The organism is Mycobacterium sp. P7213 (genome assembly GCF_900604305.1).
In the GTDB taxonomy this organism is placed as follows: Bacteria; Actinomycetota; Actinomycetes; order Mycobacteriales; family Mycobacteriaceae; genus Mycobacterium.
On sequence record NZ_UWOA01000001.1, the window covers coordinates 192,138 to 207,851 of the forward strand.

The following is a 15,714-nucleotide window of genomic DNA, read 5'->3' on the forward strand; positions in this document are numbered from 1 at the left end:
GATGTCTGAAGGTAACGCCGGTACGTCGAGCATCTACCTCGCCGCCGTGGAGGGCGGCACCGGCAAGTCCGTCCTCGCGCTCGGCCTGCTGCACCTTCTGGCCGCCTCATCGACGCGGGTCGGTGTTTTCCGTCCGGTCGTGCGATCGCTGGACGAGCCCGACGGGCAACTCGAACTGCTGCTCGCCCATGCCACCGCCACCATCGACGACCACAGCGCCTGCCGTGGTGTGACCTACCAGCAGGTCTTCGCCGACCGGGAGGCGGCGCTGGGCGAGATCGTGGCGCGGTTCCACGAAGTCGCCCGGCACTGCGACACCGTACTGGTAGTCGGCAGCGACTACACCGACGTCGTCAACCCGAGCGAGTTGACCTTCAACGCTCGTATCGCGGTGAACCTGGGGGCGCCACTTGTGCTGGCGGTCAACGGACACAACCGCGACGCGCAGGCCATCGCTGAGATCACCGAGCGGTGCCTGGCCGAAGTGGCCGCGGTACACACCCGCCCGGCAGCGGTGATCGCCAACCGCTGCGATCCGGACCAGCTGGCCGATGTCACCCAAGCGATCTCAGTCCGCCTGGCCGGTGCCGATGTTCCGGCGTTCGCGGTCCCGGAGGTGGCGCTGCTGTCGGCACCGACCATGGCCGAACTCTGCACCGCACTGGAGGGCACCGTCTACAGCGGCGACCCGGAGTTACTGCGCCGCGAAGCGCTCAGCGTCATGGTCGGCGGTATGACCGCTGAGAACATTCTCGATCGACTGTCCGAGGGGCAGGTCGTGATCGTCCCGGCCGACCGCTCGGACGTACTGCTGGCGTTGGTGAACGCCCATGAGGCACAAGGCTTCCCCTCCCTGGCCGGGATCATCCTCAACGGGGGTCTGTTGCCGCACCCGGCCATCGACAAATTGGTGAAGGGACTGCGGCCCACCCTGCCGTTGATCGCCACCAGTCACCGCACCTACGACACCGCCGAAAAGGTGTCGCATACCGGCTCGAGAATCACCGTCGGTGCATTGCGCAAGATTGACACCGCACTTGCCGTGGTCGCCGCGCACATCGACGGCGCCGAACTGGCCGAGCGGATCCGGGTGCCGGCGTCGACCGTGATCACCCCGCAGATGTTCGAATACCGGCTGCTGGAACGGGCCCGCGCCGACCGTCGCCACATTGTGCTGCCGGAAGCGAGCGATGACCGGATCCTGTTGGCGGCCGGGCGGTTACTGTCGCGCGGGATCGTCGATCTGACCCTGCTCGGCATGGAAGGCGCGGTGCGTCAGCGCGGTGCCGAGCTGGGTGTGGACCTGGACGCCGCGCGGGTGATCGATCCCGAGACCAGTGAGCTGCGTGACACCTTCGGCGCCGAGTACGCCCGGCTGCGCGCACACAAAGGCGTGACCGAGGACCGCGCCCGCGAGATCATGCGCGACATCTCCTATTTCGGCACCATGATGGTGCACCGGGGGATCGCCGACGGAATGGTGTCGGGTGCGGCACACACCACCGCCCACACGATCAGGCCGGCATTCGAGATCATCCGCACCGCGCCCGGGGTGTCCACGGTCTCCAGCGTGTTCCTGATGTGCCTGTCCGATCGGGTGTTGGCCTACGGCGACTGCGCGGTGGTGCCCGATCCGACCGTCGAGCAACTCGCCGACATCGCCATCTCCTCGGCGGCCACCGCGGCCGCGTTCGGCATCGAACCCCGAGTCGCGCTGCTGTCCTACTCGACCGGCGAATCCGGCTCCGGCGCCGGCGTGGACAAGGTGCGTGCCGCAACACAACTGGTGCACGAGCGTCGCCCCGATCTGCTTGCCGACGGCCCGATCCAGTACGACGCCGCGGTCGATGCGGGAGTGGCCGCGGCCAAGATGCCGGACTCGCCGGTAGCGGGGCAGGCCACCGTGCTGGTGTTCCCCGACCTCAACACCGGCAACAACACCTACAAGGCGGTGCAGCGCAGTGCCGGCGCGATCGCGATCGGCCCGGTGCTGCAGGGACTGGCCAAGCCCGTCAACGACCTGTCCCGGGGAGCTTTGGTCGACGACATCGTCTACACCGTGGCCATCACCGCGATCCAGGCGCAGGGAGTGACTCAGTGACTTCAACCGCACCCGGCTTGGTGCTGGTGCTCAACTCGGGTTCGTCGTCGATCAAGTTCCAACTGGTCGATCCGGTGGCCGGCACCGCGCTGCTGTCCGGGCTGGTGGAGCAGATCGGCGAGCCGGACAGTCCGGTCGCCGACCACGCCGCCGGCCTGCAGCTGATCCACCGGCAGCTCGTCGACTCCGGCATCGACCTGGCCGCCGTCCGCGCTGTCGGGCACCGGGTGGTGCACGGCGGCAAACTGTTTTACGCGCCGACACTGATCACCGACGAGGTGGTGGCCGAGGTGGCGGGGCTGTCGGAGTTGGCGCCATTGCACAATCCCGCCAACGTGATCGGGATCGAAGTAGCCCGCAACGACTTTCCCGAGGTCCCGCACGTGGCGGTGTTCGACACCAGTTTCTTCCACTCCCTGCCGGCGGCCGCAGCCAGCTATGCCATCGACCGTGACGTCGCGGCCCGATACGGCATTCACCGCTACGGCTTCCACGGCACCTCGCATGAATACGTCTCCGGTGAGACCGCCGCCGTACTGGGCCGCGACCCGGCCGAGCTGAACATCATCGTGCTGCACCTGGGCAACGGGGCCTCGGCTTCGGCGGTGCAAGGCGGGGTGGCCGTCGAGACCTCGATGGGGCTGACCCCGCTGGAGGGTTTGGTGATGGGAACCCGCAGCGGTGACATCGACCCGGGCGTACTGTTCCACCTCAACCGCACCGCCGGAATGCGCGTCGATGCGCTCGATGAGTTGCTGAACCGCCGCTCCGGACTCAAAGGGCTGTCCGGGGTCAACGACTTCCGGGAACTGCTCGAGCAGCGGGCGGCCGGCGGCGCGCTGGGCGAGGCCGCCGGACTGGCCTACGACGTCTACGTTCACCGACTGCGCAAATACGTCGGCGCCTACCTGGCCGTGCTGGGCCACGTCGACGCCATCGCCTTCACCGCCGGAGTGGGGGAGAACGCACCCAGCGTGCGCGAGGACGCGCTGGCCGGACTGGACGGGCTGGGCATCATCGTGGACCCCGAGCGCAACCGCACCGGCAAAGGCGCCCGGATCATCTCCGCCGAGGGATCGCGCACCACCGTCTTGGTGGTTCCCACCAATGAGGAGCTGGCGATCGCGCGGGCCGCCTGGCAGTTCGTGTGAGCGTCGCCCGCGACCTGGAGCGGTAACCCCGCCGTGGACGGCGTGCGGGGCCGGTCGCGGCGCATCCAGCCGTACCAGGCCCGCCCGCGGCGGGTCGCGGTACAGTGTCGTCCTGTGAAATTCGGCCGTTCGACCGTGCTGCCGGCCCTGCTGGCTGTTGGCGCACTGACGGTTTCGGCCTGTGGCGGCGGCTCCGCTCAATTGGTGTCCGCCGAGGACCCGGCCGTAGGCGTGGACTGCGGGGGCAAGCAGGAATTGCAGGCCGGCGGCTCGGCCGCCCAGGCCAACGCGATCGAGCAGTTCGCCTACGCCTTTTCCCGGGCCTGCCCCGGGCAAGTGCTGGTTTACACCGCCAATGGCTCCGCCGCCGGAGTCGATGACTTCCTCGCCAACGAGAGCGACCTGGCCGGCTCCGAGGTGGCTATGGACCCCGCCAAGACGCAGCCGGAACGGGCCGCGGAGCGATGCGGCTCGCCGGCCTGGGACCTGCCGCTGGTGTTCAGTCCGATCGCCGTCACCTACCGCATCACCGGGGTGACCAGCCTCAGCCTGGACGGGCCAACCCTGGCAAAAATCTTCAACGGCAGCATCGGCAGCTGGGACAACCCCGCGATCAAGGCGCTCAACGCCGGCGTCCCGCTGCCCGCGCTGCCCATCCATGTGGTCTATCGCAGCGACCGGTCGCCCAGCACCGCCAATTTCCAGAAGTACCTCGAGGTCGCCTCTGACGGCGGCTGGTATTCCAGCGGCGACACGTTCAACGGCGGCGTCGGCGAAGCCGCCACCGGCAACAACGGTGCCGCTGCGGCGCTGCAGGCCACCGACGGATCCATCACCTATAACGAATGGTCGTTCGCGGTCGGCAAACAGCTGCCCATGGCTCAGATCGTCACCGCGGCCGGATCGGCACCGGTGGCGATCTCCGCCGAATCGGTCTCCAAGACGATCGCCGGGGCGAAGTTCGTGTCCGACGCCAACCCGAACAATGACCTGGTGCTGGAGATGGCATCCCTCTACCGGCCCGCCGAACACGGCGCCTACCCGATCGTGTCGGCGACCTACCAGATGGTCTGCTCGAAATACCCCGATGCGGCCACCGGCACGGCGGTCAAGGCGTTCCTGCAGGCTGCGATCGGTCCAGGCCAGGACGGGCTGGACCAGTACGGCTTCATTCCACTGCCGCCGTCCTTCAAATCCAGGGTCCAGACGGCGGTCAACGCGATCTCGTGACCATTCGCGGCGTCGGCGCCGGTTAGTCTGGTAGCTACTCTTTCGCCGCAGTGCGCGGCACCGTGGTCGAAGGGAGCGTCGTCGGTGAACAATCCCGAGCCGGTTTCGCGGACCGGATCGCGATTCGGCCCCTATCAATTGGGGCGGCTGCTCGGCCACGGCGTCGTGGGTGATGTCTACCGGGCCGAGGACACCCGCAACGACGAGGCCGTGGCACTCAAGCTGATCTCGGAGTCGTTCTCCACCGACGAGGCGTTCCGCAGCCGGCTCGAGGACGAGGCCGAAGCCGCCGGACAGTTGACGGAGCCCCATGTGGTGCCGATCCGCGCCTACGGCGAGATCGACGACGTGCTCTACCTGGAGACCGGCCTGATCGACGGTACCGACCTGGCCACCGCGTTGGCCGACGGAGGTCCGTTGAGCCCGCCGCGGGCGGTGGCCATCGTGCGGCAGGTCGCCGCGGCCCTGGACGCGGCCCATAACGCCTTTGTCGTCCACCGCGACGTCAAGCCCGACAACATCCTGCTCACCGCTGATGACGCGGCGTATCTGATGGACTTCGGGGTGGCCGCGGCCATCGCCGAACCGGGCGCAGCGGCCAAGCCGGCGGTCGGCACCCTGGCCTACATGGCGCCCGAGCGTCTGACCGGCGAACAGGTCACGCATCTCGCCGACATCTACTCACTGGCCGCTGTGCTGGCCGAGGCGCTCAGCGGGGTGTGCCCGTTCTCCGCCGAGACCGTCGCCGAGGCGATCGAAGAACGCCGCACGGCCGAGCCCCCGCAACCGAGCAAGCTGTTCCCGGGGCGCGTTCCGGTGGCCATCGACGCGGTGCTCGCCCGCGGGCTGGCCCGCAAACCCGAGGAGCGCTACAGCAGCGCCGGTGAGCTCGCCGCCGCCGCCTACCAGGCGCTGACCGAGCCCGAACGCCACCAGGTATCCCGGATCCTGCTGCGTGGCGAGCCGGCGCTGCACCTGCCCGGCGGCCTGGAACCCGAGCCCCGATCTGAGGGCCGAGGTGGCGGCGCGGCGCCGGCCGGCGTGAGCCGAGCCGGATGGGCGCCGACCGACATCGGATTCGGTGCTGCTTTGGGCGCCGGTCTGGGCGGCCCGCCCCCGGCGCCCTTCCCGATGTCACCCCTGCTGCGCAACGACCTGCAGACGCCGGCCACGGTCATGCCCACCCCGTCGCGGCGCCGGCGGCTGCCCCGCAAGCCGGTGCTGGTGGCGGCCGCGGCGGTTGCCGCGGTCACCGTGGTCGCCGGCATCGGGCACGTGGTGTCGGAGCCCTCGTCGGCGACGCCGGTGGCGGCACCCCCACAGGAGGTGCTGCCGTTCACCGACCTGGACTTCCGGCTCTCACCGGGCGGGGTGGCGTTGGACGGCGACGGCAACGTCTACGTCAGCAGCGAAGGCATCCAGGGGCGGGTGGTGCGCCTGGCCGCCGACACGACCGCCTCGACGGTGGTGGCCTTCAGCGACCAGTACCAGCCCCGCGGTGTGGCGGTCGACAGCATCGGCAACGTGTACTTCTCCGATGTCAACGATCGGGTGGTCAAGGTCAGCGCGGACTCCGAGACTCACACGGTGCTGCCGTTCGCCGGCCTGGATGACCCGGACGGGGTGGCGGTGGACTCCGACGGCGGCAACGTCTATGTCGCCGACCGCGGCAACGACGTGGTACTGCGCCTGGACACCGTCACCAACATCCAGACCACGGTGCCGTTCGTCGGCCTCAACAAGCCCGACGGGGTGGCAGTCGACACCGCCGGCAATGTCTACGTCACCGACACCGGCAACAACCGGGTGCTCAAGCTGGTGGCCGCCACAGGCGAGCAGGTGGTGCTCTCGTTCGCCGGGATCGTCGCTCCGCGGGGTATCGCGGTGGACGAGGCCGGTGACGTCTATGTCACCGAGCACAACCGCAACAAGGTGGTGAAGCTGGCCGCCGGAGCCGCAATCCCGGTGGTGCTGCCGTTCACCGGACTCAACTCCCCATTGGACGTCGCCGTCGACAAACGCGGCGATATCTATGTCGCCGACCGCGGCAACGACCGGGTCGTCAAGGTGGAGGCCAACAGCTGAGTGCCGCCTGAGGCACCGGCGCTGTGACGGCTGCCGCACCGAAACGCCAGGTAGCATTTTTCGCGTGGACAGTAGCGTCGTGGGCCCGGCCGCGGGTATCGCCGATCCGGTGGCCGACGCCCCGGTCACGACCGTCGGGCGCCACGACCACGACCACGACCACGCGGGGCACGCCCACGGCTTTCTCGTCGTTCACGATGCGGGTTGGCGCCGCGCAGCGACCTGGGCCCGGCGGCTTGCCTGGATAAGCCTGGTCCTGGTGGGGATCGAAGGCGTGGTGGGCCTGTGGCAGGGCCTGGCCGCCGGTTCGATCGCCCTGACCGGTTGGGCGCTGGGCGCCATTCCCGAGGCGATGGCCGGGGCGGTGGTGATCTGGCGGTTCACCGGTGCCCGCACACTGTCGGAGACAGCGGAGCGGCGCGCTCAGATCGGCGTGGCGATCTCGTTCTGGATCAACGCCCCCTATATCGCCGCGGAGTCGATACGCCACTTCATCGGCGACCACCGCAGCGAAGGCAGCGCGATCGGCATCGCGGTCACCGCTGCGGCCGTGCTGGTGATGCCGATGCTGGGCCGGGCCCAGCGGCGGCTCGGCAAGCGGCTCGGCTCGGCGGCGACAGTCGGTGAGGGCGTGCAGAACTATCTGTGTGCGATTCAGGCCGCCGCGGTGCTGGTCGGGCTGACCCTGACCACCCAATGGTCCGGCGGCTGGTGGCTGGACCCGCTGATCGGTCTGGGGGTGGCCGCCGTTTCGGTGTGGCAGGGCTTCCGCTCGTGGCGCGGCGAGGGCTGTGGCTGTTAAAGGCTGCTAAACGCTGTTGCGCCCACCGACGCTAAGTCCCGACTGCCCTGGAGCTGGTGGTGGTGCTCGACAGGAACAGTCGGGACGACGACAGATTACGGCACGGACGGCACGGACGCCATCGGCGTCGCCGCCTCGACACCCAGCCGGTAGCGAATCAACCGCGAACTGTTGGCGACGACGGCCACCGATGACGCGTTATGCAGGATCGCGGCGAGCACCGGTGACAACGCACCACCGGCGCCGATCAACAGTCCGACGGCGTTGACCGCGATCGACATGCCGTAGTTCTGCCGGATCACCTCGACGGCACGTCCGCCCAGGTCCCTGACGTCGAGCAGGCGGCGCAGGTCGTCATTGGCCAGGGCGACATCGGCGGTTTCCACCGCGACGTCGGTACCGGCCAGCCCCATCGCGATCCCGATGTCCGCGGCGGCCAATGCCGGTGCGTCGTTCACGCCGTCACCGACCATGCCCACCACGTAGCCCTCGTCCTGCAGCTCACGGACCACCTGCAGCTTGTCCTCCGGCAGCACCTCAGCTCGCCATTCCTCGATGCCGAGTTCGGTCGCCACCGCTGCCGCGGTCTCCGGGTGATCACCGGTGAGCATGACGATGCGGCGAACGCCTTTGGCGCGCAATGCTTCCAGCACCTCACGCGACTCGGGTCGTACTTCGTCGCGCAGACTGATCAGCCCGACCAAGGTGCCATCGACCGCCAGCAGCAGCGGAGTCTCGGCTTGGGCGCGCAGTTTGTTGACCCAGTCCGCCGCCTTCTTGGAGATGCGGACCTTCTCCGAGCGCAGCAGGTTCGGGCTGCCCAGCAGCAGGGTGCGGCCGTCGGCCCAGGTGCGAATGCCCAGCCCCACCAGAACCTCGCACTCCTCGTGCGGCGGGATGCTGATGTGGCGTTCCTCGGTGGACCGGATGACGGCTTCGGCCAACGGATGTCGCGAATGCAACTCCGAGCTGGCGGCATAGGCGAGCACCTGTTCGGGCTGCCAATCCTTGTGGATGGCAACGATATTGGTCACCACGGGACGGCCCACCGTCAACGTGCCGGTCTTGTCGAACACGATCGCGTCCACCCGGCCGGCCTGCTCCAGATGCGAGCCGCCCTTGATCAGGATGCCGCGCCGGGCGCCGTTGCCGATCGCCGCGCTGATCGCGGTCGGCGTGGCCAGCCCCACCGCGCASGGGCAGGCGATCAACAGCATCGTCATCGCGCGGCGGACATCGCCGGTGAGCACCAAGGTGATCGCCGAGAGGATGAACGAGGCCGGTACGAAGCGGCGGGAGAAGTTCTCGCCGACGGTCTGGATCGGTGCGCGGTCATGCTGCGCCTCCTCGACGCGGCTGATGATGCGGCCGATCACGGTCTGGCTTCCCACCGCGGTGGCCCGGACCACCAGTCGGCCGCGCACCACCACCGAACCGGCATGCACGCGCGCCCCGGCGATCACGCTGACCGGCAGCGTCTCGCCGGTGATGGCGGATTGGTCCACGATGGCTTCCCCGTCGACGATCTCGCCGTCGACCGGGATCGCCACGTGGTCGTGGACGATCACCTCGTCGCCGATCTTCACCGTGTCGATCGGAACCTGAACCTCGGTACCGTCGGCCAACCTGACCCAGGCGGTGTCCTGGTTGCCGCGCAACAGATCCGAGATGGCGCGGCGGGTGCGGCGCAGCGTCAGATCCTGCAGGTACTCACCGATATTGAGCAACCACAGCACGGTCAGCGCCACCACGTTCTCGCGAAGCACCAGGCTGGCCACGGTCGCGGCGGTCACCAGAGCGTCGGTGCCGGCCCGGCCGGACCGGATGGAGCGCAGCGCGCCCCGCAGGAAGGGGTATCCCATGAAGACAGTGGCACCGGTTGCGACGAGCTGGCCGCTGGGTCCCAGCAGCGGCGGCCGGGCGAAGACGTAGCGGCGCATCCCCAGCAGCGCCAGCGCCGCACCGCCGATCACCATGCGCAGCACGTCGGTGTTGCTGACGTCGGCCGAGCGCGGCGTGCGGGCGGGGATCAGCTCGGCGGCCACGGTGGCCGCTGAGGCGATCGCCGCGAGGATCTCCGCAGTGTCACTGCGTTTGGGGGAGTACCAGACCACGACCGATCCGGTTCGCGGATAGGCGTGCACGGTACGGACACCGTGGACCCGGCCGGCGGACTCCTCGGCGGCCACCGCGCGGCGTGAGTCGCCGCGCACCCACGCCACCTGCACCCGCATCCGGCCCGCCGCGTCGGAAATGACGGTCAGCTCGTCGTTGTCGGCGGGCACGGTCGCTATGGCGCCGCTGCTGTTCATCGCTGCGCTCCCCCTCGTCGGCGCGGGGCGGTCAGTGCTCGTGGTCGTGCTCGACGGCGGCCGCCGGCGGGGTGGCCTCCTCGCCGATCCGCTCGCGAGCCTCGGCCACCACGTCGGCCACCTTCAGTCGTGCCGACTCGGCGACCTCTTCGGCTCGCCGGGTTCCGCGCAGACTCCACTCGGTAGCCGTCACCGCTGCCTCGTGCAGCGGAGCTTTCGCCAGCGCCCGGCGGGCCACCTCGTAGGCGCTGACGCCGACCAATCCGGTGAACACCGTCGACGCCGCTTTAGCCAGCAATCCCTGCACTGCCATGGGTCATCTCCTCTTACGTACGGCGGGTTCTTGCGGGCAAGAGTATCAGCATATAAGCATTTATGCATGTGTTGGTGGTCCCGGCGTGACGCCTGCTTCCCCCCGATGGGGGACGGAAATGGCTGTCGGGCGGTTCAGCCCAGATCGCGGGTGACCTTTTCGCTGGCCCGGCGACGCTCCTGCAGTTCGGGATCGGCATTGGCGACCTGGACCAGCGACCCACCCACGGCGAACACCGCCAGCATGTTCTCGATCAGCTCGGTCGGGTTGGTCCAGTCCCCGGTCGACCACACCCGATCCGACGACGTCAAACCCAATGCTGCCGCGCACTTCTCACACGAGGCCAGCACGTCATCCGGCGACGCCCCGGCCAGGGCTGGGCCGGGGGCGCGTTCGGCGTCGATCTGGTCGCCGTGCACCCGCACTGCGGTCGCGTAGTCGGTGACGCCGATCGGCAGGTCGGGGGCCGGCCGGCCGAACGGGTCCAGCGACAACACGACCACTTCGCCGCCGGTGGCAGCCACCGCCGCGTCGGCCTCATCGAGCCGGTCGGCAGTGCACAGCGCGACATCGGAGTCGTCTCCTGGATCGCCGAGCAGCACCTCGGCCCCGATCCACCAGGCACCGAACAGCACCGCCGCGGTCTGCCAGTGCGACGGCAACAACACCGCGATACGACTGCCGGCTCCGGCGCCGAGCTCGTCGCGTAGCAGGTTGCCGGTCTTGGCCGCCCAGTTTGCCAGCGTCGCCGCGGACAGCTCGATGCGCTCGCCGGAGGCGTCGTCGTAATAGGTGATCCGTGGCCCGACGGGGTCGGCGCGCATGATCGGATCAAGGATCGCCGAGCTGAGGTTGATCACCTCAGCGACGTTAGTTCACGCATTGTGGGTCGTTGGAACCCGCGGTCAGAATCGGTGACGCAACGGGGATTTGGGGCGCCTCGTCGTCGTCGTAGCTAAAGATGCCGGCCGCCTGCGCACTGGCGCCCCCGGAGCCCAGGCCCGATCCGGGCCCGGTGTAGTCGTTGGCCAGCACCACGCGCACCGAGCCGGTCGGGACTGACTCGTTGGACACCACCGGCAAGCCGCCCAGGTCCCTGGCCACCGCCAGCGCGCCGGGGTCGTCAGCCGACGCTGCCTGCACCTGGCTGGTGGGCACGTGCCCGGACTCGTTGTTGCCGACCGACCCGGTGCCGAACCCCTTGGCGTTGAGCACCCCGGAAACCGCGGCGGCCAGGCCGTTGATGTCGGTGTCGTTGAGCACGCTGGCGGTGGTCTGTTCCGGGTTGTAGGCCAGTTGCTCGGTCTTGCCCTCGTCCTGATCGTGCAGCAGCCCGGCCACCCAGTCAGCTACCTGGTCGGGATCGACACGGACCACGCTCTGCATACCGTCGTCGCTCCAGCCGGCCTCCTCGAGCACCGGGATCGTGGCGAACGCCACCTTGCCCGCGGCCAGGTCCTGGGCCTTGGTGACGAAGTCGATCACGTCCCAGCCCTCCGACAGCACCACCGACCGCTGTACCGCGGCCTGCAGCCGCGACAAGGTGCCCGGACTGGACAGGGTCTTGCCGGAGATGACCTGATGGGCCAGGGACGCCATCACCGTCTGCTGACGCCGGACCCGGTCCAGGTCGCCGTGCGGGAGTTCGTGGCGCTGTCGGACGAAGCTCAGTGCCTGGGCGCCGCCCAGCCGCTGCCAGCCGGCCGGGAAGTCCGCGCCGGAGAGCTCTTCATACACCGGCTCCTTGAGACAGACGTCGACGCCGCCGAGGGCATCGGTGATCAACGCGAACCCGAGCAGTCCGATCTCGGCGTAGTGGTCGACGGTGACGCCGGTCAGATCGGCCACCGTCTTGATCAGGGCCTCGCGGCCCGCCTCGGTGCCGCGCGCCTGCGCCTGGATCGGATCCATCCCGGATTCGACGAGCGCGTCGGCGGTCTCCAGCCGAGTGGCCCCGTACACGCCGTTGATCTTGGTCTTGTCCAGCCCAGGTGCCGCCACGTAGGAGTCGCGGGGGATCGAGATCGCGGTGGCCGACTTCCCGCTGTTGGGGATCCGGACCAGGATGATGGTGTCGGTGTTGGTGGCCTCGTCGTCGCCGACGCGCAGCGCGGCCAGCTCTTCCGGCGTCAGCGGATTGCCGTGGGCGTCGGTGCGGCTGTCCATCCCGACCAGCAGGATGTCGACCGCGCCGTCGGATCCGCCGTTGCCCAGCGCCAGCGACGAGACGTGGAAGATGCCGTCCTCGAACGACCGGACTTGGCTCCAGGCCACCCCGGTCCCCAGGACGATGGCGACGGCTGCCACCGTGGCAATCACACGAACCACACGTTGCGCAGGCATCACTTCAGATTACTTGCGTAACTGCCGTATCGGCGGTAGCCGGGCGCGGCGTGGCAGCCCGCAAGCGAAGCTGGAGCCGCCGCTTAAGCTCGACGCTCATGCGGATTGTGATCACCGGCGCAGGCGGCCAAGTCGGCACTTTCCTGGCGAAACGCGCCGCCGAGACCGGTCATGACGTGCTGGCCCTGACATCGGCGCAATGCGACATCACCGACGGCGCCGCCGTGGACGCCGTGGACCTGCGGCCCGACGACGTGCTGATCAACTGTGCGGCCTACACCCAAGTCGACGCCGCCGAGACCGATGCCGAGCGGGCCCACGCCGTCAACGCGACCGGACCGGGCCACCTTGCGACCGCCTGTACTCGGGCCGGCGCGCGGCTGATCCACATCTCCACCGACTACGTCTTCGACGGCGACTTCGGCGATAACCCGCCGCGCCCGTACGAACCGGCAGACGCCACCCGGCCACTGTCGGTCTACGGCAGCACCAAACTGGCCGGTGAGAACGCGGTACTGGCCGCTTCACCGGACGCCCTGGTGGTGCGCACCGCCTGGGTCTACACCGGTGCCGCCGGTGGTTCGGACTTCGTCGCGGTGATGCGCGAGCGGGCTGCGGGCGGCGCGGACGTGGAGGTGGTCGACGACCAGATCGGATCCCCGACCTATGTCGGCGATCTCGTCGACGCACTGCTGGCGCTGACGTCCTCGCCGCCGGGCGCTCGGGTGTTGCATGCCGCCAACGCCGGTGCCGCGAGCCGCTACGAACAGGCCCGCGCGGTGTTCGCCGCGGTCGGCGCCGATCCGGACCGGGTGCACCCGGTCAGCAGTGCCGTACATCCGCGCCCGGCGGCCCGTCCCGCTTACTCCGCGTTGTCGGGCGACGAGTCGGCGCGGGCCGGCCTGGCACCGCTGCGCCGGTGGAGCGATGCACTGTCCGCCGCCGTGGCCAGATAACCTCTAGGCCGTGAGTGAGGCCCTACCGGTGGTGACGGTGACCTATTCGCCGGGATGGCATCTGGACCGATTCCTGGCGTCGCTGGCGCTGGCGACCGACCGTCCGGTGCGGGTGGTGATGGCCGACAACGGATCCACCGACGGCTCGCCGGAGGAGGCCGAGCAGCGCTATCCCAACGTGCAGTTGCTGCATACCGGGGCCAACCTGGGCTACGGCGGAGCGGTCAACGCCGGGGTGGCTCTGCTGGACGCCGAGGGCGGCGAGCGCAGCGAATTTCTGATCGTGGCCAACCCCGATGTGCAGTGGGGTCCGGGCAGCATCGAGGCCCTGCTGGATGCGGCGGCCCGGTGGCCGCAGGCGGCGACGCTGGGACCGTTGATCCGGGAGCCGGACGGTTCGGTGTATCCCTCGGCGCGCCACCTGCCCAGCCTGATCCGCGGCGGCATGCACGCGGTGGTCGGTCCGGTGTGGCCCAACAATCCGTGGACCCGCGCCTATCGGCAGGAACGGCTGGAGCCCAGCGAACGGCCGGTCGGGTGGCTCTCGGGCGCCTGCCTGCTGGTGCGCCGGGCCGCGTTCGACGCGGTCGGCGGCTTCGACGAGCGCTACTTCCTCTATATGGAGGACGTCGACTTGGGCGACCGGCTGGCCAAGGCCGGTTGGCTCAACGTCTACGTGCCCACGGCCGAGGTGTTGCACCAGAAGGGTCACGCCACCGGCAAGGACCCCGCACGCAACCTGGCCGCGCACCATCGCAGCACCTACACCTACCTCGCCGACCGGCACACCGGCTGGTGGCGGGCCCCGTTGCGCTGGAGCATTCGCGGCGCGCTGGCGGTGCGCTCACACCTGGCGGTGCGCAACGCCCGCCGCAAATTGACGAAGGGACACCCGTGACACTGAGCCAACTCGATGCGGTGGTCCTCGTCGGCGGCAAGGGCACCCGGCTGCGGCCGCTGACGCTGTCGGCCCCCAAGCCGATGCTGCCGACCGCGGGTCTGCCCTTCCTGACGCACCTGCTGTCACGGATCGCTGCCGCCGGCATCGAGCACGTCATCCTCAGCACGTCGTATAAGCCAGAGGTGTTCGCCGAGGAATTCGGCGACGGCTCGGCGCTGGGCCTGCAGATCGACTACGTGACCGAGGATGAGCCGCTGGGCACCGGCGGCGGTATCGCCAACGTCGCGCCCAAGCTGCGCCATGACACCGCGATGGTGTTCAACGGTGATGTGCTGTCCGGGGCTGATCTGACCGAACTGCACGACTACCACCGGGAGCAGGGCGCCGAGGCCACCCTGCACCTGGTGCGTGTCGGCGACCCGCGGGCCTTCGGTTGCGTGCCCACCGACGACGGGCGGGTCACCGCATTCCTGGAGAAGACCGAAGACCCGCCGACCGACCAGATCAACGCCGGTTGCTACGTGCTCTCCCGCGGCGTCATCGACCGCATCCCGCGCGGCCGCCCGGTTTCGGTGGAGCGCGAGGTGTTTCCCGCGCTGCTGGCCGACGCCGTGTTGGTCTGCGGCTACGTCGACACCAGCTATTGGCGCGACATGGGCACACCGGAGGATTTCGTACGCGGTTCGGCGGACCTGGTGCGGGGCATCGCGCCGTCACCGGCGCTGGGTGGCAAGCGCGGTGAGGCACTGGTGCACGACGGTGCCTCGGTGGCGCCCGGTGCGGTGCTGATCGGCGGGACCGTCGTGGGCCGGGGTGCTGAGATCGGCCCGGGCGCCCGCCTCGATGGCGCGGTGATCTTCGACGGGGTGAAAGTCGAGGCCGGGTGCGTGATCGAACGATCGATCATCGGCTTCGGCGCTCGCATCGGGCCGCGGGCGTTGATCCGCGACGGGGTGATCGGCGACGGCGCCGACATCGGGGCGCGCTGCGAATTGCTGCGTGGGGCCCGGGTGTGGCCCGGGGTGTCGATCCCGGACTGCGGGATTCGCTACTCCAGCGACGTCTGAGCCGGTTTCGCGCTGACTCTGCGCCAAAGGCGCACCCATCTCGCGCTTTTCGCCATGGACGCCGAGTCAACGGTGGATAGTCATAACCATGTTCACCAGAGCCTTCGTCGGGTGCCTGGCCGCAGTCGCCATGGCGGCGCCGGCCGCTGCAGACCCGCTGGACCCGATTCCCGGTAACGGGGTCTTTCAGGTCGGAACCGACATCGCACCGGGCCTCTATCACACCGGTGGGTCGGGTTCGGCTTTCGGCGTGTGGATCAACAACGTGCCGACCCAGGAATCGATGTGTTCCTGGTTCACCTACAGCACACCCGACGCCGCCAAGGACCATGTGGTCCAGACGAACACGTCAATCGGCCCGATGTACGCGAGCATTCCCGTCACGGTCAAGGCCTTCGAGTCACAGAACTGCCAACCCTGGACGCGGGTAAACGACTCCCAGTGAGCCCGGGG

The 15,714-nt window shown here is 69.2% G+C and carries 13 protein-coding genes; 9 read left to right on the forward strand and 4 right to left on the reverse strand.

All coding sequences use genetic code 11. The features are described from left to right. The first annotated feature begins 1 nt into the window (after position 1). The 5 genes from pta (at position 2) to EJK91_RS00965 (ending at position 7,369) form a co-directional block, all read left to right on the forward strand. Entirely contained in the window at positions 2 to 2,101 is a 2,100-nt protein-coding gene (gene pta, locus EJK91_RS00945; protein ID WP_125078010.1) for a phosphate acetyltransferase, read from the forward strand. Then, positions 2,098 to 3,252 carry an acetate kinase gene (locus EJK91_RS00950; RefSeq protein WP_024441468.1) on the forward strand — a complete coding sequence of 385 codons (1,155 nt, stop codon included), beginning with the start codon at positions 2,098 to 2,100 and terminating at the stop codon, positions 3,250 to 3,252. The genes pta and EJK91_RS00950 overlap by 4 nt, the downstream gene beginning before the upstream one ends. A gap of 114 nt (positions 3,253 to 3,366) precedes the next feature. Next, positions 3,367 to 4,482 (forward strand): phosphate ABC transporter substrate-binding protein PstS, encoded by a 1,116-nt coding sequence (pstS, locus tag EJK91_RS00955; RefSeq protein WP_125078011.1) that lies wholly within the window; start codon positions 3,367 to 3,369, stop codon positions 4,480 to 4,482. Between the two features lie 84 nt (positions 4,483 to 4,566). Continuing rightward, positions 4,567 to 6,567 carry a serine/threonine-protein kinase PknD gene (locus tag EJK91_RS00960; protein WP_125078012.1) on the forward strand — a complete coding sequence of 667 codons (2,001 nt, stop codon included), beginning with the start codon at positions 4,567 to 4,569 and terminating at the stop codon, positions 6,565 to 6,567. 244 nt (positions 6,568 to 6,811) lie between these two features. Further along, positions 6,812 to 7,369 (forward strand): cation transporter, encoded by a 558-nt coding sequence (locus EJK91_RS00965; RefSeq protein WP_036457523.1) that lies wholly within the window; start codon positions 6,812 to 6,814, stop codon positions 7,367 to 7,369. 95 nt (positions 7,370 to 7,464) lie between these two features. Here the strand turns inward: EJK91_RS00965 and ctpC are convergent, their stop codons facing one another. The 4 genes from ctpC to EJK91_RS00985 form a co-directional block, all read right to left on the reverse strand. Beyond that, positions 7,465 to 9,681, reverse strand: coding sequence for a manganese-exporting P-type ATPase CtpC (gene ctpC / locus EJK91_RS00970; protein ID WP_125078013.1), 2,217 nt, complete (start codon positions 9,679 to 9,681; stop codon positions 7,465 to 7,467). A 31-nt stretch (positions 9,682 to 9,712) separates the two neighbouring features. Further along, positions 9,713 to 9,994, reverse strand: coding sequence for a DUF1490 family protein (locus EJK91_RS00975; RefSeq protein WP_024441463.1), 282 nt, complete (start codon positions 9,992 to 9,994; stop codon positions 9,713 to 9,715). A 134-nt stretch (positions 9,995 to 10,128) separates the two neighbouring features. Beyond that, positions 10,129 to 10,854 (reverse strand): TIGR03089 family protein, encoded by a 726-nt coding sequence (locus EJK91_RS00980; protein WP_024441462.1) that lies wholly within the window; start codon positions 10,852 to 10,854, stop codon positions 10,129 to 10,131. 10 nt (positions 10,855 to 10,864) lie between these two features. Further along, positions 10,865 to 12,340: an LCP family protein gene (locus EJK91_RS00985; RefSeq protein WP_024441461.1), complete on the reverse strand. Its 1,476-nt coding sequence runs from the start codon at positions 12,338 to 12,340 to the stop codon at positions 10,865 to 10,867. Positions 12,341 to 12,435: 95 nt separating this feature from the next. Here EJK91_RS00985 and rfbD point away from each other — a divergent pair, with 95 nt between their 5' ends. The 4 genes from rfbD to EJK91_RS01005 all read left to right on the forward strand — a co-directional run bounded on the left by rfbD (position 12,436) and on the right by EJK91_RS01005 (position 15,706). Continuing rightward, positions 12,436 to 13,293 carry a dTDP-4-dehydrorhamnose reductase gene (gene rfbD / locus EJK91_RS00990; protein ID WP_125078014.1) on the forward strand — a complete coding sequence of 286 codons (858 nt, stop codon included), beginning with the start codon at positions 12,436 to 12,438 and terminating at the stop codon, positions 13,291 to 13,293. A gap of 28 nt (positions 13,294 to 13,321) precedes the next feature. After that, positions 13,322 to 14,191: a glycosyltransferase family 2 protein gene (locus tag EJK91_RS00995; RefSeq protein ID WP_164517847.1), complete on the forward strand. Its 870-nt coding sequence runs from the start codon at positions 13,322 to 13,324 to the stop codon at positions 14,189 to 14,191. Continuing rightward, positions 14,188 to 15,261 carry a sugar phosphate nucleotidyltransferase gene (locus EJK91_RS01000; protein WP_125078016.1) on the forward strand — a complete coding sequence of 358 codons (1,074 nt, stop codon included), beginning with the start codon at positions 14,188 to 14,190 and terminating at the stop codon, positions 15,259 to 15,261. The genes EJK91_RS00995 and EJK91_RS01000 overlap by 4 nt, the downstream gene beginning before the upstream one ends. 88 nt (positions 15,262 to 15,349) lie before the next feature. Then, positions 15,350 to 15,706: a hypothetical protein gene (locus EJK91_RS01005; RefSeq protein ID WP_046300616.1), complete on the forward strand. Its 357-nt coding sequence runs from the start codon at positions 15,350 to 15,352 to the stop codon at positions 15,704 to 15,706. Positions 15,707 to 15,714 lie beyond the last annotated feature (8 nt).